Source organism: Streptomyces sp. NPDC094034 (genome assembly GCF_040303865.1).
GTDB lineage: Bacteria > Actinomycetota > Actinomycetes > Streptomycetales > Streptomycetaceae > Streptomyces.
The window spans coordinates 35,640-55,589 of record NZ_JBEOUD010000037.1; the positions used below are offsets into that span (position 1 = coordinate 35,640).

Sequence of the window (19,950 nt, forward strand, 5' to 3'; positions counted from 1 at the left end):
GATGACGCCCACCCGCGAGGAACTGCTGCTCAGGCTCGACGCGCCCGCCAGGTCCTGGCTCGACGACGCCCTCACCGAGGCCACCGCCGCCCATGACGACGACAACGTTGCCGCCGCGCCCTGGGAGGTGCGCTTCGCCGCCGCCGGTCGGCACTGCGGCCAGGATCACGCCGACGCCGTACGTACCCTGCTGCTCCAGGAGGCGGGCGCCGGGCTCGCCACGCTGACCCGGCTCTACCAGCGGGGCACCGCCGCCGAGCGGCGCGCCGTCCTGCTCGCCCTGCCCCACCGTGTCATGGGTCCCGACGCGCTGCCGCTGGTCGAGGACGCTCTGCGGACCAATGACACCCGGCTGGTCGCCGCCGCCGTCGGTCCGTACGCCGCCGCCCATCTCGACCCCCACGCCTGGCGGCACGCCGTCCTCAAGTGCCTCTTCACCGGTGTGCCGGTCGACGCCGTCGACGGCCTGGCCGTACGCGCCCACGGAGACACCGAACTGGCCAGAATGCTCGCCGACTTCGCGGCGGAGCGCACCGCCGCCGGCCGTCCCGTACCCGCGGACCTGCACCATGCGTTGACCCTGACCGGCGAGGAGTCCTGATGCGCATCTTCGACCCCCACATCCATATGACCTCCCGCACCACGGACGACTACCGGGCGATGTACGACTCCGGTGTCCGCGCCCTGGTCGAGCCGTCCTTCTGGCTCGGCCAGCCCCGCACCTCACCCGAGAGCTTCTTCGACTACTTCGACGCGCTGCTCGGCTGGGAGCCGTTCCGCGCCGCCCAGTACGGGATCGCCCACCACTGCACGCTCGCCCTCAACCCCAAGGAGGCGAACGACCCGCGCTGCACGCCCGTCCTCGACGAACTGCCGCGCTATCTGGTCAAGGACGGTGTCGTCGCCGTCGGCGAGATCGGCTACGACTCGATGACCCCGGCCGAGGACACCGCCCTGGCCGCCCAGTTGCAGCTCGCCGCCGATCACGGACTGCCCGCGCTCGTCCACACCCCGCACCGCGACAAGCTGTCGGGGCTGCGCCGCACCATCGACGTCGTACGGGAATCCGCGCTCGCCCCGGACCGGGTGCTGCTCGACCATCTCAACGAGACGACCGTCAAGGACGCCGCACAGAGCGGGAGCTGGCTCGGCTTCTCGATCTACCCGGACACCAAGATGGACGAGGGCCGGATGGTCGCCGTCCTCAAGGAGCACGGCACCGAGAGGGTTCTCGTCAACTCGGCGGCGGACTGGGGCAACAGCGATCCGCTCAAGACCCGCAAGGTCGGCGACGCGATGCTCGCCGCCGGGTTCGACGAGGACGATGTCGACCAAGTCCTGTGGCGCAACCCCGTCGCCTTCTACGGGCTCAGCGGCAGACTCCAGTTGGACGTCCCCGAGCCCGAGGCCCTGCACGAGGGCAACTCCATTCTGCGCGGGGGGGAGTGAGAGCATGCGCTTCCGCCACCCCGACGGCTCCACCGTCCACCTCTCGTACTGCACCAATGTGCACCCCGCCGAGAACCTCGACGGCGTCCTGGCCCAACTGCGCGACCACTGCGAGCCGGTACGCAGACGTCTCGGCCGGGACCGCCTCGGCATCGGCCTCTGGCTCGCCAAGGACGCCGCCCAGGCCCTGATCAACGACCCGGCGGTGCTGCGCGGGCTGCGCGCCGAACTGGACCGGCGCGGTCTGGAGGTCGTCACGCTCAATGGCTTTCCGTACGAGGGCTTCGGCGCCGAAGAGGTCAAGTACCGCGTGTACAAGCCGGACTGGGCCGATCCCGAGCGGCTCGCCCACACCAGCGATCTGGCCCGGCTGCTGGCCGCGCTGCTGCCCGACGATGTCACCGAAGGCTCCGTCTCCACCCTTCCGCTCGGCTGGCGCACCGGCTGGGACGACGCCGCGGCCGGTACCGCTCGGCAGGCGCTGTCCGCGCTCTCCGAGCGGCTGGACGCGCTGGAGGAGCTGACCGGCAAGTCCATCAGGATCGCGCTGGAACCGGAGCCCGGCTGCACCGTCGAGACCACCGCCGACGCGATAGGCCCGCTCACCGGCATCGCCGGTGACCGCATCGGCATCTGTATCGACACCTGTCATCTCGCCACCTCCTTCGAGGACCCGGCCGGCGCGCTCGGCGCCCTGGAGGCGGCGCACATCGCCATTCCCAAGGCCCAGCTGTCCGCCGCCCTGCACGCCGAGCAACCACATCTGCCGGAGGTACGGGAGGCGCTGGCCTCCTTCGCCGAGCCCCGCTTCCTGCACCAGACCCGTACCCGCACGGCCGCCGGGCTGCGCGGTACGGACGATCTGGACGAGGCGCTGGCCGGCGATGTGCTGCCCGACAGCGCCCCCTGGCGCGCGCACTTCCATGTCCCGCTGCACGCGCCGCCCGCCGCGCCGCTCACCTCCACCCTCCCGGTGCTCCGGGACACCCTGGCCCGGCTCGTCGGCGGCCCGCGTCCGCGCACCCGCCATCTGGAGGTGGAGACCTACACCTGGCAGGCGCTGCCGCAGGAGCTGCGCCCCCGTTCGCGCGGACAGCTCGCCGACGGGATCGCGGCCGAACTCACCCTGGCCCGGGACCTGTTGACCGACCTCGGCCTGAAGGAGCTGCCATGACAGAGACCCCGGCCGAGAACCAGGCCGAGACCCCGGCCCCGAACCCGCTGCTGGTTCTCGATGTCGTCGGGCTCACGCCCCAACTGCTCGCCCATATGCCGAATCTGCGCAGGCTGGCGGCGTCCGGCTCCCAGGCGCCGCTCTCCACGGTGCTGCCCGCCGTCACCTGTAGCGCGCAGTCCACCTTCCTCACCGGGGCGCTCCCCGCCGAGCATGGCATCGTCGGCAACGGCTGGTACTTCCGCGAGCTGGGCGATGTGCTGCTCTGGCGCCAGCACAACGGCCTTGTCTCCGGCGACAAGCTCTGGGACGCGGCGCGCCGCGCGCACCCCGGCTATACGGTCGCCAACATCTGCTGGTGGTACGCGATGGGCGCGGACACCGACTACACGGTCACCCCGCGCCCCGTCTACTACGCGGACGGCCGCAAGGAACCCGACTGCTACACCCGCCCGCCCGCGCTGCACGACGAACTCACCGAGAAGCTCGGTACGTTCCCCCTCTTCCACTTCTGGGGACCCGGCGCCGATCTCGTCTCCTCGCAGTGGATCATCGACGCCACCCGCCATATCGTCACCACCCGGCGGCCCGATCTGGCGCTCTGCTATCTGCCGCATCTCGACTACGACCTCCAGCGCTACGGCCCCGACGATCCACGCTCGCATCGGGCGGCGACCGATCTCGACACCGCCATGGCCCCGCTGCTGGACGACGCCAGGACGCAGGGCCGTACGGTCGTCGCGCTCTCCGAGTACGGCATCACGCGTGTCTCTCGGCCCGTCGACATCAACCGGGCCCTGCGCAGGGCCGGGCTCCTTGAGGTGCACACCCAGGACGGCATGGAGTATCTCGACCCCATGGCCTCCCGGGCCTTCGCCGTCTCGGACCATCAGCTCGCCCATGTCTACGTACGCCGTCCCGAGGACCTTGACGCCACGCGCGAGGCGCTGAAGGATCTCCCCGGGATCGACGAACTCCTGGACGACGAGGGCAAGAAGGCTCACGGCCTGGACCACCCCCGCTCGGGCGAGCTGGTCGCCATCGCCGAGCCCGACGCCTGGTTCACGTACTACTACTGGCTCGACGACGAGCGGGCCCCCGACTTCGCCCAGCTGGTCGAGATCCACCGCAAACCGGGTTATGACCCCGTCGAGCTGTTCATGGACCCCCACGATCCCTACGTACGCCTCAAGGCGGCCAAGGCGATCGCCCGCAAGAAGCTCGGTATGCGCTACCGCCTCGCGGTCGTCCCGCTGGACGCCTCGCCCATCCGCGGCAGCCATGGCCGGCTGCCGAAGAGCGACGACGAAGGTCCGCTCATCCTGTGCTCCACCCCCCGCGCCGTCGGTGACCGGGTCGCGGCCACCGACGTCAAATCCCTTCTCCTCCAGCTTGCCGGACTGCACTGAAAGAAGGAGTTCCGCAATGAGCCGCAAGAAGTCAGCCGACCCAGAGCTCGCCCAGAAGCTGAGCAGACGCAATATGCTCGGCGTCGCCGCGGGCGCGACCGCCGCCGCCGTCCTCGGCGCCTCGGCGACCCCCGCCGCCGCCCAGGGCCTCGGGCAGGGTCATGGTCACGGCCATGGACATGGCCAGCCCGTCCTGCCCCCCGGCCGGCTCGGCATCCAGCTCTACTCACTGCGTGACAAGGTCTCCACGATCGGCTTCGCGAAGGTGTTCGAGGAGCTGGAGCGCTTCGGCTACGACGAGGTCGAGTTCGCCGGATACACCCAGGGATCCGCGGGCGCGATCACCCTGCCCCAGCTCAAGCGGCTGGCCAGGGACCATGGCCTCAAGGGCATCGGCAGCCATGTCAACTATTACGACGACAACAACCCCAACGCCTACAGCTTCGCCCAGAACCTCACCAAGGTCCTGGACGACGCCCAGGAACTGGGTCTTGACCACATCGGTACGGCGTCGGGCCCCTGGCGTTACGGATCGACCGTGGACGGCTGGAAGCGGGCCGCCGCGGACTTCAACGCCTATGGCGCCGCGGCCAAGCGGCGTGGCATGAAGTTCTACCAGCACAACCACGCGGAGGAGTTCTCCTTCGCCACCGACCAGCCCAACGTCCGGCTCTACGACGTTCTGCTGGCCGAGACCGACCCCAGCCTGGTCTATCTGGAGATGGACATCTACTGGGCGTTCGCGGGGCAGTTCCGCTTCAGCAAGACCCCGGAGGGCAAGCCCGCGCCCTTCGACCCGCTGCGCTATGTGCTCAAGCAGCCGCACCGTTACCCGCTCTTCCATGTGAAGGACGGCGTCGAGGACATCGCCGCCCGCGACGGCTACCGCATGGTGGACGTCGGTGACGGTGACATCGACTACCAGCGCTTCATATCGGCGGTGAACAAGACCCGCGGCGGACGCCGTGACCACCACTGGCAGGTGGAGCACGACCAGCCGGTGGACTCCATCCTCTTCGCCAAGAAGTCGTCCGCGCATCTGCACTCCCTGCGCGAACGCCGGTAGCGCGTGATGTCAGTGTGACGGCCCAGTGGTGAGACCACACGACGACGGCCCTCTTGGCGGCTCGAAAGGAGCCGCGAAGAGGGCCGCTTGTTCGCGAACGGTCACCCGCCGGCCGGCTGTGGCACGGGGGGAGCGCTGTTGTCCCGCGGCTGACCGGGATTGCGCAACAGCATGGCCATGGCCGCCGCTACCAGGGACAGACCACCGGCGAGGATATACGCGCCGTTGTAGCCCCAGGAGTGGACCGCCATCGCTCCGAGCCCGCCGCCGAACAGCCCGCTGATCAGCTTGCCGCTGTAGGCGAGACCGTAGTTGGTGGCGTTGTAGTTCTCACCGAAGTAGTCCGGTGTGAGCGCCGCGAACAGCGGGAAGAACGCCCCGCCGCCGAAGCCGGAGATGAAGGCGAACACCAGGAACAGGATCTCGTTCCGCGTGTTCCCCGCCCACAGGACGCCGAACTGCGCCAGTCCCAGCACCGTGATCACGAAGATCAGTGTGCTCTTGCGGCCCCAGAGGTCCGACAGCCAGCCGACAACTCCTCGCCCGACGCCGTTGACGACGGACAGCACACCGGCCGACGAGGCGGCGACGAGCGGTCCGAACCCGACGTCCTTGGCGAACGGCACCTGGAAGGAGATACCGAAGATGGACACACCGGCGGTGATCACCAGCAGCACCCAGATCAGCGGGAGCATCCCCGTCCTGATGGCCTCCATGGGCCGGTACTGCTTCGCCGCCGGAGGGTTCTTGGCCAGGGTCTTCGCGTTCCTGCTGTTCGCCGCGATCTTCAGCGGGTCGATGTCCGCCGGCCACCAGTTCTGCGGGGGATCCCTGAAGAACAGGGCGCAGACGGCGACGATGACCAGGACATAGACCCCGATCAGGTCCAGCACCGTCCGGTAGTTGCCGAGGTTGAACGCGTAGTTGAAGATGAAGATGAACGGCACCGCGCCATAGGCGAATCCGCCGTTGACGAATCCCGTCTTTCCACCACGGCGTTCCGGGAACCACTTGCCCACCATATTGATGCAGGTGGCGTAGACGAGACCCGATCCGACACCGCCGAGCAGGCCGAATCCGAGGACCGCGGCCGACACGTTGTTGACGTGCGAGATGGACAGGAAGCCCACGAAGGAGAGAGCGGCGCCGATGAGTGTGGCGGCGCGCGCTGTCAGAATCCCCTTCTCCCGCAGCCAGCCTGCCGGGAAGGCGACACCCGCCTGGAAGAACACCCAGATGCTGAGGATCCAGAAGGTGTTGCTCTGGGACCAGCCGTGCGCCGCGGAGAGGACACTCTCGGCCGAGCCGAAGGCGTACTCGAAGACGCTGATGGCCATCATGGCCGCCCATGGCAGGTACACCATGAACTTACGGGAGTGTCCGAGTATGTGTCGGTCGGTCTCGCCGATGCGGTAGACGCGGCCACGATCATCTGTGATTTCGCGGTAGCCCGCGCCGGCCGTAGCCGACGCGGACCTACCGGAAAGAGGTTCTGCTGACATTAAGCGATTTCACGGCCAATCGGGTTCGGGTTTGGTTCGATTTTCTTGCTGTTCGGCCTTCCTGGCGCCTTGAGGAACAAGGCGAGTACCGCTGAGGCGAGTCCGATGCTTCCGGCGATGATGAACGCGCCCTCGTAGTCCCAGGCGGCCACCACGACGGCACCCATACCCGAACCGACCAGGCCGGAGATGAGCTTGGAGCTGTAGACCATGCCGTAGTTGGACGCGTTGTTGTTCTCTCCGAAGTAGTCCGCCGTCATCGCGGCGAACAGCGGGAAGATCGCGCCGCCACCGAAGCCGGAGACCATCGAGCAGAAGAGGAAGAACGGCATGCTGCCCATGGACCCGGAGACGAGCACACCGAACTGCGCGCTGCCCAGGACCAGACAGACGAAGATCAGGGTGTTACGGCGTCCGTACCGGTCGGAGATCCAGCCGATGACACCGCGGCCCGTGCCGTTCACGATCGCCTTGAGCGACATCGCGGTGGCCACGATCCCGCCCGCGAACCCCATGTCCTTGCCGAAGGGCACCTGGAACGCGATTCCGAAGATATTGATGCCGGCCGTGCAGAGCAGACAGAACCACATCATCCACAGCACGGGGGTACGTGCCGCTTCCTTCGGTGTGTACTGCTTGACCGCCGGCGGGTTCTTCTCCAGCGCACGCCGGATCCTCGGGTCGTCCGACGTCTTCAGCGGGTCGACCTCGGCGGGCCACCAGTACTTCGGCGGGTCCTTGAAGAACCAGCCGGAGACCGCGACCACTGCACAGCAGATGACACCGACAATCACCAGAACCGTCTGGTAGTTGCTCAGGTCCATGTACGAGGTGAAGAGGAAGACGAAGGGCACCGAGCCGTAGGCGAAACCGCCGTTGACGAGGCCGGTCTTGCCTCCCTTGCGCTCCGGATACCACTTGCCGACCATATTCACACAAGTGGCATAGACCAGACCCGCGCCGATGCCGCTGAACATACCGAAGCCGATGTACGCCACGATCACATGCGGCGCGTAGGCAAGTGAGAGATAGCCGAGGAGCGTACCCAGCGCGCCGAGCATCATGGCGTACCGGGCGGGCAGCTTGCCGCTCTCACGGAGCTGCCCCGCGGGGAAGGCCACGGCCGCCTGGAAGAATATCCAGACGCCCATCAGCCAGAATATGTGCCCGCTGCTCCATAGATGGGCCTCGTGCAGAGTGTCCTCCGCCGAGGTGAACGCGTACTCCGACGAACTGATGCCCATCATCCCGATCCACGGGAAGAGCACCATCGTCCATCGCGCACGGCCCATGATGTCCCGGTCGGACTCACCGATCCGGAACACACGGCCGTTGGCATCCGTCACCTCCTTGAAGGGAACGGTGCTGGAGAGCTGAGTGGTAGTCATGCGGTGTAGACACCCCTTGCATCGAAAGAACTGGCCAGCGCCCCCTGTCCGAACTTTCGTGCCACCCGACTTGGTCAGGTCATCGACTTCCTCCCAACGGGCTTAACACCACGTCTATTTGATGGTGTGTCAGGTATTGCCTCCGAGTGACGGTCAGCAGCCCCGTCGCTCGCGTCCACACGGCGGTGTCCTGTCCGGGGTGCGACCCCCGGACCGGCCGGTGGAAGTCCGGTGGATGTGTCACAACAGCCCCGCCGCCCGCGCCCACGCGTACTTCGCGCCGAGCGCCGCGACCGGCTTCTCGGTGGTGTACGGATAGGCCACCACTCCGCGCTCGAAGAGGTACTGACAGGCCTCCTCCACCTCGATGTCGCCCGCGAGGGACGCCACCACCGGTTTCCGGATGCCCTTCGCCCGGAACTCCGCGACCACCCGGGCCGTCAGTTCGGCGAAGGCCATGGGCGGAGTGACGATCGTGTGCCAGTAGCCCAGCACCAGCGCGTGGATCCGCGGGTCCTCAAGGCCGAGCCTGATCGTCGCCTCGTACGTGGCCGGCGGCTCGCCCCCGGTGATGTCCACCGGGTTGCCCGCCGCGCCGAAGGGAGGGATGAACGCGCGAAACGATGTGTCGAGGTCCGGCGGGATCTCCATCAGCGACATGCCGTTGTCGACGACGGCGTCGGAGAGCAGTACGCCCGAGCCGCCCGCGCCGGTGATGATGACGACATTGTCGCCCAGCGGCGTGGGGAGCACGGGCAGTGCCCGCGCGTACTCCAGCATCTCGTTGAGGCCCGGCGCCCGGATGACGCCCGCCTGCCGCAGCACATCGTCGTAGACCGCGTCGTCACCCGCGAGCGCGCCGGTGTGCGAGCCCGCCGCTCTGGCGCCGGCCGCCGTACGCCCGGCCTTGAGGACCACGACCGGTTTCTTCGGTACGGTCGCGCGCGCCGCCGCCACAAAGGCGCGGCCGTCCTTCAGGTCCTCCAGATGCATGGCGACACACTCGGTGTTCGGGTCCTCGCCGAACCAGGTCAGCAGATCGTCCTCGTCGAGGTCCGACTTGTTGCCGAGGCCGACGATCGCCGAGACACCCGTTCCCGTGCTCCTGGCGAAGCCGAGGATCGCCATCCCGATGCCACCGGACTGCGAGGTCAGCGCCACGCCGCCGCGCACGTCGTACGGGGTGCAGAAGGTGGCGCAGAGGTCCTGCCAGGTGGAGTAGTAGCCGTAGATGTTCGGTCCCAGCAGCCGTACGCCGTACTCCTCGCCGATCTCCACGATCCGCGCCTGGAGTTCGTGCTCGCCGGTCTCGGCGAAACCGGAGGGGATCAGCACGGCGTTCGGGATGCCCCGGCGGCCGACCTCTTCGAGGGCCGAGGGGACGAGGGCCGCGGGAATCGCGAAGACCGCCACATCGGGCTGGCCCGGGACGTCCATCACGCTCTTGTACGCCTTACGGCCGAGTATGTCATCGGCCTTGGGGTTCACCGGATGGATCTCTCCCGGAAAGCCCCCGTCGATCAGGTTCCGCATGACCGAGTTGCCGATCTTGCCCGGCTCGCCCGAGGCCCCGATCACCGTCACCGAGGCGGGCTTCATCAGCCGCCGCATCGAGACGAGGATCTCCTCGCGGGTGTACGTACGGCGCCTGACCGGCTTCTCGGAGGCCAGCAGGATACGCACGTCAGCGGCCGTCACCCCGCTCGCCGAGGCGAACACCGGATTGAGATCGATCTCGGCGATCTCCGGGAAGTCGGCCGCGAGCCGCGACACCTTCACCACCAGATCGGCGAGCGCGTCCCGGTCGACGGCCGCGCCGCCGCGCACCCCGCGCAGAACCTCCGCCGCGCGGATCCCGTCGAGCATCGACAGCGCGTCGTCCCTGGACGCCGGCGCGAGCCGGAAGGTGACGTCCTTGAGGACCTCCACCAGGACACCGCCGAGACCGAAGGCCACGATCGGGCCGAAGGTCGGGTCGGTGACCGTACCGACGAGCACCTCGGTGCCCGCCGGGACCATCTGCTGCACCTGTACGCCGAGGATCCGCGCCTGCGGGTCGTACGCCCGCGCGTTGGTGACGATCCCGGTGAACGCCCCGCGCACCTCCGCGGTCGAGCGCAGGCCCGTCATGACGCCGCCCGCCTCCGTCTTGTGCGTGATCTGCGGCGAGACGATCTTCAGCGCGACCGGGAATCCGATCCGGTCGGCGAGGGCCACCGCCTCGTCGGCGCACTCGGCGAGGCCCTCCGCGGGGGTGGGGATGGCGTACGCGTCGGTGACGCTCTTGCCCTCGGGCGCGGTCAGGGCCGTACGTCCCTCGGCCAGTGCGGCGTCCAGGACAGCGCGTACGGCCTTCTGACGCTCCTCAGTGATGTCCACCGCTAGATGACTCCGTTCGTTTTGAGCAGTCGCAGTTCCTCGTCGTCGAGACCGAGCTCGCCGACGTACACCTCCTCGTTGTGCTCACCGAGCAGAGGTGAGGTGACCACGTCAACAGGAGAGTCGGAGAGCTTCAGCGGGCTGCCGACGGTGGTGAACGTGCCGCGCTGAGGATGCGGGACCTCGACGACCATCTCGTTGGCCGCCAGGGAGTCGTCCTCGATGATCTCCTTGGTGGAGAGGATCGGGCCGCACGGGATGTTGTGCCCGTTGAGCTTCTCCAGCACCTCCCACTTGGGGAGCGTGCTCGTCCACTCCTCGATGAGCTGGAACATCTTGCCGAGCTTGGGCAGCCGGGCCTCCGGGGTCGCCCAGTCGGGGTCGTCGGCCAGCTCGGGCCGCCCCATCAGCTCGGTGACCGGCCGCCAGCCGACCGGCTGGATGATCACATACACATAGTCGTTGGGGCCGCCCGGCGCGCATCTGACGGCCCATCCGGGCTGTCCGCCGCCGCTCGCGTTGCCGCTGCGCGGTACGTCGTCGCCGAAGTCGTCGTTGGGGTACTCGGCGAGCGGCCCGTGCGCCAGCCGCTGCTGGTCGCGGAGCTTGACCCGGCAGAGGTTGAGGACGGCGTGCTGCATCGCGACATTGACGCGCTGGCCGCGACCGGTGTGCTCACGCTGGAAGAGCGCGGCGAGTATGCCGGCGACAGCGTGGATGCCGGTGCCCGAGTCGCCTATCTGCGCGCCGGTGGCGAGCGGGGGCCCGTCCTCGAAGCCGGTGGTGGTCATCGAGCCGCCCATGGCCTGCGCGACGACCTCGTACGCCTTGAAGTTGGTGTACGGGCCCTCGCCGAAGCCCTTGATGGAGGCGTAGACGATCCGCGGGTTGATCTCCTGGATGCGCTCCCAGGTGAAACCCATGCGGTCCACGGCGCCCGGGCCGAAGTTCTCCACCATGACATCGGAGCGCCGGATCAGCTCGGTGAGGATCTCCTTGCCGCGCTCGGTCTTGGTGTTGAGGGTGATGGACCGCTTGTTGCAGTTGAGCATCGTGAAGTACAGCGAGTCGACATCGGGGATGTCGCGCAGCTGCTTGCGCGTGATGTCGCCGGTCGGAGCCTCCAGCTTCAGCACGTCCGCGCCGAGCCAGCCGAGCAACTGGGTCGCGGAGGGGCCGGACTGAACATGCGTCATGTCCAGTACCCGTACACCGGAGAGTGCCTTGCCCGACGCGGTCGTCCTGGGGGTCTCAAGTGCCTGAGTCATGGAGGGACTCCTCTACTTGTACCTGGTGTGGTCCGTGGGTACGGGGGCGTGTGTTTCGCTCGCTTCTGTCCGGCATGAGGAGGCCCCTGTCCCTTCGCATACGGGAGGGCTCTCGCCCTCGCGGTACATTGCATACAGTCGACGAATACTGTATGAAGCTTGTTATCCCGCATCCTGCGGATGGTGTCCAGGGGGCGTGCGGCACTTTCGTCAAAAAGGGAGCCGGCATGGATCTGTACGAGCACCAAGCGAGGGAACTCTTCACGGACCATGGCATCGCGGTGCCTGAGGCCGAAGTGGTGGAGCTGGCGAGAGAGGCCCGATTCGCCGCCGAACGGCTCGGTGGCCGGGTGGTCGTCAAGGCGCAGGTGAAGACCGGAGGCCGGGGCAAGGCGGGCGGGGTGAAGCTCGCGATCGACCCGGCCGCAGCGGAATTGACCGCACGTCAGATGTTCGGCACGAGTATCAAGGGCCACACCGTCAGGAAGGTGATGCTGGCTCAACCAGTGCGTATCGCATCGGAGTTCTATGTCTCCTACGTCCTCGACCGGGCCGCGGGCACCTTCCTCGCGATCGCCTCCGCCGAGGGCGGCATGGACATCGAAGAGCTCGCGGCGAGCCGCCCGGAGGCGGTGGCGAGGATCCCCGTCGACCCCGCGGAAGGGGTCACGGAAGCGAAGGCGGCGGAGATCGCGAGGGCGGCTCAACTACCCCCCGAGACCGTCCCCGTACTCCAGGCGCTCTGGCGTGTGCTGGTCCGGGAGGATGCCCTTCTGGTCGAAGTCAACCCATTGGTCCGTACCGAAGAAGGGCTGATTCTCGCCCTCGACGGAAAAATAACCCTTGACGACAACGCGCGCTTCCGCCAAGAGCGTTGGGGTGACCGTGAGAGCGAGGAGCACGGTGACCCGCTGGAAGCCCTGGCGGCGGCCAAGGGGCTCAACTACGTCAAGCTCGACGGCGAGGTCGGCATCATCGGCAACGGCGCGGGCCTCGTCATGTCCACCCTCGATGTGGTCGCCGGCTGCGGCGCCCGCCCCGCCAACTTCCTCGACATCGGGGGAGGGGCGTCCGCCCAGGTGATGGCGGACGGCCTGACGGTCATCCTCTCCGACCCGGCGGTCAAGTCCGTGTTCGTCAACGTCTTCGGCGGCATCACGGCTTGCGACGCCGTCGCCGAGGGCATCGTCCAGGCCCTGGAATCGGTGCGGTTGACCAAGCCGCTCGTGGTGCGCCTCGACGGCAACAACGCGGCCCGCGGCCGAGTGATCCTCGCGGACCGCGCGCATCCACTCGTGGAGCAGGTCAACACCATGGACGGAGCGGCCCGGCAGGCCGCCGTCCTGACGAACGTCGGATAGCGATCGGACATGTGGGATACGCGGGACACGCGGCATAAGGAGAGCGACAGACCATGGCGATCTTCCTGACCAAGGAGAGCAAGGTCCTCGTCCAGGGCATGACCGGCGGCGAGGGCATGAAACACACCCGGCGGATGCTCGCCGCCGGGACCGACATCGTCGGCGGTGTGAACCCGCGCAAGGCGGGCCGTACCGTCGAATTCGACGTCCCCCACGGCCCCGAGGGCCGGGGAGGTACCCCCCGTGCCGTACCCGTCTTCGGCTCGGTGAGCGAGGGCATGGCGGCGACGGGCGCGGACGTCACCGTCGTCTTCGTACCGCCACCGTTCGCCAAGGCCGCGGTCATCGAGGCCGCGGACGCGCGGATCGGGCTCGCGGTCGTGATCACCGAGGGCATCCCCGTCCATGACGCCGTCGCCTTCCAGGCGTACGCCAAGAAGCGGGGCACCCGGATCGTCGGCCCCAACTGTCCGGGACTGATCAGCCCCGGGCAGTCCAACGCGGGCATCATCCCGGCGGACATCGCCGCCAAGCCCGGCCGGATCGGACTCGTCTCCAAATCCGGCACCCTGACCTACCAGCTCATGTACGAGCTGCGGGAGACCGGCTTCTCCTCGGCCGTCGGCATCGGCGGCGATCCCGTCGTGGGCACCACCCATATCGACTGCCTCGCCGCCTTCGAGGACGACCCCGACACAGAACTGATCGTTCTCATCGGGGAGATCGGCGGCGACGCGGAGGAACGCGCCGCGGCGTACATCGCCGAGCGTGTCACCAAGCCGGTCATCGGTTACATCGCCGGATTCACCGCGCCGGAAGGCAAGACGATGGGACACGCCGGCGCGATCGTCTCCGGCTCCTCCGGTACCGCGGAGGCGAAGAAGAAGGCCCTGGAGGCGGTCGGCGTGCGGGTCGGCTCAACCCCCTCGGAGACCGCGCGGCTGGTACTCGACCGCCTCGCGACGTCACGTGACGTCGCCCATAATTGAAGGGAGTGTGTGCCTCCCCCCATCCGGATCACGATTCACTACGGACGAGAGCCGAGCCATGCAACTCCCGCCACGCTAGAGCGGAGACCCTCAATGGCACCCACCCTCACCACTTCCCCACTGATACTCAAGCCGGGCACAGCCTGGTCGGACGCATGGGACCGCTGCCTCACGGTGGCACCCGAGGCGTTCCAGGAAGACCGTGTGCGTAACCTCTGGGCCGCGTCCTGGAAGTCCGACGGCCGCGCCGTGCCCGCGACCAGCCCGGTCGACGGCAGTCCCATCGCCGGCCCGCCCCGGCTTGACTCCGAAACCGCCCAGCGGGCCGTGCGCGCCTGCCTGGACGCGCACCGCGCCTGGCGCGATGTCCCACTGTCCGAGCGCGCGGCACGCGTCACGGCCACGCTCGACGCGCTCACCGAACACCGTGAACTGCTCGCCCTCCTGCTCGTCTGGGAGATCGGCAAGCCATGGCGGCTCGCCCAGGCCGATGTCGACCGGGCGATCGACGGCGTGCGCTGGTACGTGGACGGCATCGAACCGATGCTGGCGGACCGGACCCCGCTTGCGGGCCCCGTCTCCAACATCGCCAGCTGGAACTATCCGATGTCCGTCCTGATCCACGCGATGCTGGTGCAGGCGCTGGCCGGCAACGCGGTGATCGCCAAGGCGCCGACCGACGGGGGAGTGGCCTGTCTGACCCTGGCCTGCGCGCTCGCCGCCCGTGAGGGCGTCCCCCTCACCCTGGTCAGCGGCAGCGGCGGCGAACTCTCCGAGGCGCTCGTGCGCGCGCCCGAGATCGGCTGTGTCTCCTTCGTCGGAGGCCGCGACACCGGCGCCAGAATCGCCACAGCAGTCGCTGACCTGGGCAAACGGCATATCCTCGAACAGGAGGGCCTGAACACCTGGGGTATCTGGAACTTCAGCGACTGGTCCTCACTGACCGCGGTCATCCCCAAACTCTTCGACTACGGCAAGCAGCGCTGCACCGCGTATCCACGCTTCGTGGTCCAGCGCTCGCTCTTCGCCGACTTCCTGGCCGCCTATCTCCCCGCCGTACGCTCCATCCGCCTGGGCCATCCCCTCGCGGTCGAGCGGCCCGGCGACCCGCTGCCGGAACTGGACTTCGGACCGCTCATCAACGCGGCCAAGGCCAAGGAACTGAACGACCAGGTGTCCGAGGCGATCAGCCGCGGCGCCGTCCCACTGCACCAGGGAGCGCTGGAAGAGGGACTGTTCCTGCCCGGCCAGGACACCAGCGCCTATCTCCCGCCCGTCACCCTGCTCAACCCGCCCCCGTCCTCCCCGCTGCACCACGCGGAACCCTTCGGCCCGGTCGACACCATCGTCCTGGTCGATACGGAGGCGGAACTACTGGCCGCGATGAACGCCTCCAACGGCGCCCTCGTCGCGACCCTCTCCACCGACGACCCGGCCACCTACGCCCGGCTCTCCCCGCAGATCCGCGCCTTCAAGACCGGCCACGGCAAACCCCGCTCCCGCGGGGACCGGGACGAACTGTTCGGCGGCTTCGGCCACTCCTGGCGCGGCGCGTTCGTCGGCGGTGAACTCCTCGTACGAGCGGTGACGGACGGCCCGCCGGGAGAGCGCCCGCCGGGCAACTTCCCGGGCTACCACCTGATGCCATAACCCCTGCGGTGCCGAGCGCTCCCCATCCCCCCGGAGGGAGCGCTCGGCACCCCTCCACTCCCCGCGACGACGCTCTGTGGCGGGAGCGCGACGCACTGTATCGACCACCCCGCGCGAGGTGTTCGGCACATCGAAGCGCGACCGCCATGGACCCCTGACCACCGGATATACGGGTGAGAGCCACCTCGAACCCCTGGTATCGTTGTCTCTGTCGCCGCGGCCACACGCTGCGGTTCGACCACTCGTCCGGGTGGCGGAATGGCAGACGCGCTAGCTTGAGGTGCTAGTGCCCTTTATCGGGCGTGGGGGTTCAAGTCCCCCCTCGGACACAATTGTTGACGATACGGTAGCGAGGGCCTTGACCCAACGGTCACGGTCCTCGTTACATGTCGTAACTGGTAGTGATGCCCACGGCCGCGTAGGACGGGGCCGTCCCCGGGAGTGGTCACACCAGTCTCCCCACTGCCTCATCGAGCGCGGCCGCGCCGGCGGCCCAGCGGGTCCGGCGTTCATCGGATCCGGCCCGCGCCTTCTCCAGATCGGCGTGGAGTCCGGCCACGGCGCGAGCTGTCGAGTCGCCGCCGGGCCCCCCGCCGTATGCGCAGGCCCGCGCGACAGCCGCCGGGTGCAGCCAGTCGTCCACCTCTCTGGTGGATTCAGGCGCGCCGGGGTGGGTCGCGAGCCGGGTGATCTCCGGAACGTCACGGGCGGCCTCGGCGAAGGACCGGGACGTGTCCAGGGCGTGCACCACCGTCTTGCCCACCAGGTGGTGCGCACTGCGGAACGGCATCCCCGTCGCGACCAGTCGCTCGGCCAGATAGGTGGCGGGAGTGAAGCCTTCGACGGCGCGCCGCAGCATGCGCTCCGCATCCGGTTCGGCGCCGTGCACGACGAGCCGCAGCAGGGTCACGGCGTCCGTCGCGTTCCCCAGCCCGGGCCATGTGTGCCGCAGTGCCTCCGTGCCCACGGCGATGGCGTTGGTGTAGGAGGCGGTGGCCATCGAGGAGGCCGCCGCCGTGAACGCGCCGAGGCTCGCAGTCGCCCGGCCCTGGACGTGCTCCAGGAGGAACGGGTTCCGCTTCTGCGGCATCATCGAGCTGGAGCCCACCAGGTCGTCCGCGAGGTGGACGAGGCCGGCCTCTTCGGAGGTCCAGGCCGAGAGGTCCCGGGCGACACGTGCGACGGTGACACCCAGCCCCGAGGCCGCGGCCAGCAGCCTGAGGGCGAAGTCCCGGGAGGCAACGGCATCGACCGAGTTGCGGGCCGGGCCCGCGAACCCGAGGAGGACGCTCGTGCGCTCCGGGTCGATGGGCACGGACGTGCCGCCCACGGCTCCGGCGCCAAGTGGGTTGACGTCGAGCTCCCGCCCGGCGTGGAGCAGGTCTTCGAGCGCGCGGAGCACGGAACAGGCCACGCCGGCCAGGTAGTGCCCGTAGGTGATGGGGACCGCGGGCTGCCCGTGGGTGTACGCGGGCATGACGACGGCCCTGTGCTCCTCAGCCTTGTCCAGAAGGGTCCTCGCGAACGCCTCGGTGGCGTCCACCAGGCGCAGGAAGTGCCGACGGCCCCGCAGTCGGGCCGTCGTCGCGTTGAGGTCGTTCCGGGAGCGGCCCGTGTGCATCACACCGCCGATCCCCTCGCCGAGCCGCTCGGTCAGCAGGCCCTCGTACGCGAGGTAGATACCCCGGGGCATGGGCCTGGCTCGTACCGCTGCGAAGTCGGTGCGGCGCAGGTCGTCGATGGCCCGCAGCAGAGCGGACGCGTGGGCCGGCTGGACGATCCCACGCTCGGTGAGCATCACCAGGTGGGCGCGGTCGACCTCGCTGATGAGACGGAGCTCCTCGCCGAGTCCGTCCGCCACGTCGCCGCCGGAGAGGTACTGGTCGTAGACGATCGCGTGGGCCTCGTCGTTCAGTCCGGTGCTCAGCCTTCCGGTGTCCACACCGGGTCGCGTCGCCGCCTCGGCCGCTGCGTCCGTGGTGCGTTCGGAGCCCATCACTGTGCCCCCTGGGGCGCCGGGCGGAGCGCGCCGGCCAGTTCGCGCAGTGCTTCGTCGGCGGATGCCCCGGCAAGGGCCCCGTCGGCGGCGGAGGCGATGACGTGTCCGAGCCGGCCCCGGAAGTCGCGGGCGGGTTCGATCGGATCGTCGGGAGCGCGGTACAGCACGGCGGTCTCGGTGTGGGTTGCCGAACGGGCCGTCTCAAGGGCCCGCTCTGTCCGGGTGGGGTCGGCGATGAAGCCCGGACGGTCGGAGGTGAGAAACCGGATCGCGGCGGCTTTGCCCGCCGCCGACGGGGTGTGGGCCGAGGGAGCACCGACGGCGGCCCCGATCTGACAGGCCACCAGGTCGATGCCGAGGGCGTGACGGACCAGCTCCGGGATCATGCCGCCGGCCAGCCGCGGATTGACTTCGACGACGCGGACGTCGTCGCCGTCCATGCGCAGCTCGACGTGTGCGGCTCCCCAGCCGAGTCCGAGTGCCTTCACCGCGCGTACGGCCTGGTTCCGAAGCAGTGCCGCGGTGTCTTCCGGTATCGGGGCCGGAACGTCGTGACCCAGCTCGACGAAGTCCGGCAGCGGGCCCAGGTGCTTCGCGACGACGACCACGGCCGTGTGTCCGAACACTTCCACGGAGTACTCGACGCCGCGCACGTACTCCTCGACGAGGACGTCCCGGGGCACGGCCACGCCGCGCTCGTTCACGGCGGCGGATGTCAGGGCGGCCGCGTGGACCGACACCTCTTCGGCGTCCGCGCACAGCCGCACGCCGAGACTGCCGGAACCCTGGACGGGCTTCAGCACGACGGGGTACCCGATGCGATACGCGGCGGCCTGTGCCTCGTCGGCGCTGTGCACCCGCTCGTGGCGCGGGACGCTCACGTCCGCCTCCCGCAGCCGCTGTCGTTGTCGTGCCTTGTCGCGGCATTCCCGTACGGCGTCGACGTCCGGGCCGGGCAGGCCGAGGGCGTGTGCGGTGGCGGCGGCCGTAGCCACATAGTGCTCGGAGCTGGACGTGACCCCGGCTATCGGAGCCTGCTCCTGTAGACGTCGGGCGGCGACGAGGACGGCGGCGTCGTCCGACGTGTCGACGACGAGGGTGCGCACGGCGTCTTCGGCCACGTACGGGTAGCGTCCGGGGTCTGTGCAGAGCAGGACCGGCTGGATGCCCAGCGTCCTCGCCTGCTGGGCGAACTGGCGTCCGGTTCCCGTCGTGTTGCTTTCGACGAGTAGGAGCACGGGCTGGGTCACGTGGAACTCTCCTGTGTCTGGCGGTCGGTTGAGACGCCCGCGACGTCGTCGTACGAGCGGCGGTTCCACAGGAGTCTGGACCAGCTCCCGTCGCCCTCTCCCGGCCTCTCCACGAGGCGGGGGCCGTCGGCGGGCCGCACGGGCACGTTCTGGCCGCGCAGCCATGCGTCGTTGTAGACGGTGGACTGGTAGCGGTACCCCTCGTCCGGGAGTACAGCCAGGACCGTGGAGTCGCGATTGCGCTCTGCCCACCACGAGGCCACGAGAAACGCGGCACCGCTCGTCGGACCCATGAACAGGCCGTGGCGGCGGTAGAGTTCGCGGGTGGCGTGGAAGACCTCGCCCGGCCCTACCCAGTGGACCTCGTCGTACGCGGTGTGCACGACGTTCCCCGGGACGATGCTGCTGCCCAGACCTCGCAGCAGCCGAGGGCCCTCCGGTGCCTTGAAGATGACCGAGCCGTGCGTGTCAACGCCGATGAGGCGCAGCGTCGGTGTGTCCGCGCGCAGGGTCGAGGCGATGCCGCACGTGGACCCCCCCGAACCGACGGGCCCGACGAGGGAGTCGACGGTTCCCAAAGTGCGGGACACAAGCCGGCCCACCGAGGCGTAGGCGGCCGGGTTCTCGGGGTTGGTGTACTGCCGCGGCACGAAGCTTTCCGGCCTGGCCCGGCGCAGCTCCTCCACCCGGGCCAGCCGGGCCCCCTGAATACCGCCGGGCTGCCCGTGGTCCTCGACGAGTTCCACCTCGGCTCCGAGCATTTCCAGGCGGTTGCGCAGGTCGTCGTCGATGGAGTGGTCACCGACGATGGTGAGCGGGAGGCCCCGCTGCCGGCAGACCAGGGCGAGTCCGAGGGCGAAGGTGCCGGAGGACGTTTCGATGACCGGCGTGCCCGGTGTGATGTCTCCGGCGGCGATGGCCCTGTCGATGATGTGGCGGGCGGGCAGGAGCTTCATCAGGGTGAACGCGGCGGCGTAAAGGTTGCCGCCGATATGGATGACCTTGGGTAGTTCGACCGCCTCGATCACCGAGGGATAGACGGTCGATTGATGGATAGTCATGAACT

General features: G+C 68.8%; 15 protein-coding genes and 1 tRNA gene. 9 read left to right on the forward strand and 7 right to left on the reverse strand.

Features of this window, described 5'->3' with window-relative positions; translation table 11 throughout:
- Window position 1 precedes the first annotated feature (1 nt).
- The 5 genes from ABTZ59_RS27570 to ABTZ59_RS27590 are packed head-to-tail and all read left to right on the forward strand — an operon-like array spanning window position 2 to window position 5,098.
- Complete coding sequence (locus ABTZ59_RS27570) at window positions 2-601, forward strand: EboA domain-containing protein (protein WP_351418877.1); 600 nt, start codon at window positions 2-4, stop codon at window positions 599-601.
- Window positions 601-1,449 (forward strand): TatD family hydrolase, encoded by an 849-nt coding sequence (locus tag ABTZ59_RS27575; protein ID WP_351418795.1) that lies wholly within the window; start codon window positions 601-603, stop codon window positions 1,447-1,449. The genes ABTZ59_RS27570 and ABTZ59_RS27575 overlap by 1 nt, the downstream gene beginning before the upstream one ends.
- 4 nt (window positions 1,450-1,453) lie before the next feature.
- Window positions 1,454-2,623, forward strand: coding sequence for a metabolite traffic protein EboE (eboE, locus tag ABTZ59_RS27580; protein ID WP_351418799.1), 1,170 nt, complete (start codon window positions 1,454-1,456; stop codon window positions 2,621-2,623).
- A complete protein-coding gene (locus ABTZ59_RS27585) occupies window positions 2,620-4,032 on the forward strand; it encodes an alkaline phosphatase family protein (RefSeq protein WP_351418802.1) in 1,413 nt (470 codons plus the stop codon). Before eboE ends, ABTZ59_RS27585 begins: the two co-directional genes overlap by 4 nt.
- Window positions 4,033-4,048: 16 nt before the next feature.
- Entirely contained in the window at window positions 4,049-5,098 is a 1,050-nt protein-coding gene (locus ABTZ59_RS27590) for a sugar phosphate isomerase/epimerase family protein (protein ID WP_351418804.1), read from the forward strand.
- 101 nt (window positions 5,099-5,199) lie between these two features.
- On the opposite strand, the gene ABTZ59_RS27595 is transcribed toward ABTZ59_RS27590, so the two are convergent.
- The 4 genes from ABTZ59_RS27595 to frc form a co-directional block, all read right to left on the reverse strand.
- Window positions 5,200-6,600 carry an OFA family MFS transporter gene (locus ABTZ59_RS27595; protein ID WP_351418807.1) on the reverse strand — a complete coding sequence of 467 codons (1,401 nt, stop codon included), beginning with the start codon at window positions 6,598-6,600 and terminating at the stop codon, window positions 5,200-5,202.
- On the reverse strand, window positions 6,600-7,988 hold the full coding sequence (locus tag ABTZ59_RS27600) for an OFA family MFS transporter (protein ID WP_351418810.1): 1,389 nt from the start codon (window positions 7,986-7,988) through the stop codon (window positions 6,600-6,602). Before ABTZ59_RS27600 ends, ABTZ59_RS27595 begins: the two co-directional genes overlap by 1 nt.
- A 240-nt stretch (window positions 7,989-8,228) precedes the next feature.
- Window positions 8,229-10,361: an acetate--CoA ligase family protein gene (locus ABTZ59_RS27605; protein WP_351418880.1), complete on the reverse strand. Its 2,133-nt coding sequence runs from the start codon at window positions 10,359-10,361 to the stop codon at window positions 8,229-8,231.
- Between the two features lie 8 nt (window positions 10,362-10,369).
- The gene (frc, locus tag ABTZ59_RS27610) at window positions 10,370-11,635 is read right to left on the reverse strand and encodes a formyl-CoA transferase (RefSeq protein ID WP_351418813.1); all 1,266 of its coding nucleotides are present in this window, start codon (window positions 11,633-11,635) and stop codon (window positions 10,370-10,372) included.
- Window positions 11,636-11,862: 227 nt separating this feature from the next.
- On the opposite strand from frc, the gene sucC reads away from it, so the two are divergent.
- The 4 genes from sucC to ABTZ59_RS27630 all read left to right on the forward strand — a co-directional run bounded on the left by sucC (window position 11,863) and on the right by ABTZ59_RS27630 (window position 15,964).
- Window positions 11,863-12,996, forward strand: coding sequence for an ADP-forming succinate--CoA ligase subunit beta (gene sucC / locus ABTZ59_RS27615; RefSeq protein WP_351418816.1), 1,134 nt, complete (start codon window positions 11,863-11,865; stop codon window positions 12,994-12,996).
- Window positions 12,997-13,049: 53 nt separating this feature from the next.
- The gene (gene sucD / locus ABTZ59_RS27620; RefSeq protein ID WP_351418819.1) at window positions 13,050-13,985 is read left to right on the forward strand and encodes a succinate--CoA ligase subunit alpha; all 936 of its coding nucleotides are present in this window, start codon (window positions 13,050-13,052) and stop codon (window positions 13,983-13,985) included.
- 93 nt (window positions 13,986-14,078) lie between these two features.
- The gene (locus ABTZ59_RS27625; protein WP_351418821.1) at window positions 14,079-15,635 is read left to right on the forward strand and encodes an aldehyde dehydrogenase family protein; all 1,557 of its coding nucleotides are present in this window, start codon (window positions 14,079-14,081) and stop codon (window positions 15,633-15,635) included.
- 244 nt (window positions 15,636-15,879) lie between these two features.
- Window positions 15,880-15,964, forward strand: a tRNA-Leu gene (locus ABTZ59_RS27630).
- 116 nt (window positions 15,965-16,080) lie between these two features.
- On the opposite strand, the gene argH is transcribed toward ABTZ59_RS27630, so the two are convergent.
- Genes argH through ABTZ59_RS27645 form a run of 3 tightly spaced genes read right to left on the reverse strand, consistent with a single transcriptional unit; the run spans window position 16,081 to window position 19,945 of the window.
- Complete coding sequence (gene argH, locus ABTZ59_RS27635; protein WP_351418825.1) at window positions 16,081-17,631, reverse strand: argininosuccinate lyase; 1,551 nt, start codon at window positions 17,629-17,631, stop codon at window positions 16,081-16,083.
- On the reverse strand, window positions 17,631-18,884 hold the full coding sequence (locus ABTZ59_RS27640; RefSeq protein ID WP_351418827.1) for an ATP-grasp domain-containing protein: 1,254 nt from the start codon (window positions 18,882-18,884) through the stop codon (window positions 17,631-17,633). Before ABTZ59_RS27640 ends, argH begins: the two co-directional genes overlap by 1 nt.
- Window positions 18,881-19,945, reverse strand: coding sequence for a PLP-dependent cysteine synthase family protein (locus ABTZ59_RS27645; protein WP_351418830.1), 1,065 nt, complete (start codon window positions 19,943-19,945; stop codon window positions 18,881-18,883). Before ABTZ59_RS27645 ends, ABTZ59_RS27640 begins: the two co-directional genes overlap by 4 nt.
- Window positions 19,946-19,950 lie beyond the last annotated feature (5 nt).

What these genes read in the sequence shown, in the direction of transcription:
- ABTZ59_RS27570 (WP_351418877.1), top strand. Translation starts at nt 2, where the DNA reads ATGACGCCCACCCGCGAGGAACTGCTGCTCAGGCTCGACGCGCCCGCC.
- ABTZ59_RS27575 (WP_351418795.1), top strand. Translation starts at nt 601, where the DNA reads ATGCGCATCTTCGACCCCCACATCCATATGACCTCCCGCACCACGGAC.
- eboE (WP_351418799.1), top strand. Translation starts at nt 1,454, where the DNA reads ATGCGCTTCCGCCACCCCGACGGCTCCACCGTCCACCTCTCGTACTGC.
- ABTZ59_RS27585 (WP_351418802.1), top strand. Translation starts at nt 2,620, where the DNA reads ATGACAGAGACCCCGGCCGAGAACCAGGCCGAGACCCCGGCCCCGAAC.
- ABTZ59_RS27590 (WP_351418804.1), top strand. Translation starts at nt 4,049, where the DNA reads ATGAGCCGCAAGAAGTCAGCCGACCCAGAGCTCGCCCAGAAGCTGAGC.
- ABTZ59_RS27595 (WP_351418807.1), bottom strand. Translation starts at nt 6,600, where the DNA reads ATGTCAGCAGAACCTCTTTCCGGTAGGTCCGCGTCGGCTACGGCCGGC.
- ABTZ59_RS27600 (WP_351418810.1), bottom strand. Translation starts at nt 7,988, where the DNA reads ATGACTACCACTCAGCTCTCCAGCACCGTTCCCTTCAAGGAGGTGACG.
- frc (WP_351418813.1), bottom strand. Translation starts at nt 11,635, where the DNA reads ATGACTCAGGCACTTGAGACCCCCAGGACGACCGCGTCGGGCAAGGCA.
- sucC (WP_351418816.1), top strand. Translation starts at nt 11,863, where the DNA reads ATGGATCTGTACGAGCACCAAGCGAGGGAACTCTTCACGGACCATGGC.
- sucD (WP_351418819.1), top strand. Translation starts at nt 13,050, where the DNA reads ATGGCGATCTTCCTGACCAAGGAGAGCAAGGTCCTCGTCCAGGGCATG.
- ABTZ59_RS27625 (WP_351418821.1), top strand. Translation starts at nt 14,079, where the DNA reads ATGGCACCCACCCTCACCACTTCCCCACTGATACTCAAGCCGGGCACA.
- argH (WP_351418825.1), bottom strand. Translation starts at nt 17,631, where the DNA reads ATGGGCTCCGAACGCACCACGGACGCAGCGGCCGAGGCGGCGACGCGA.
- ABTZ59_RS27645 (WP_351418830.1), bottom strand. Translation starts at nt 19,945, where the DNA reads ATGACTATCCATCAATCGACCGTCTATCCCTCGGTGATCGAGGCGGTC.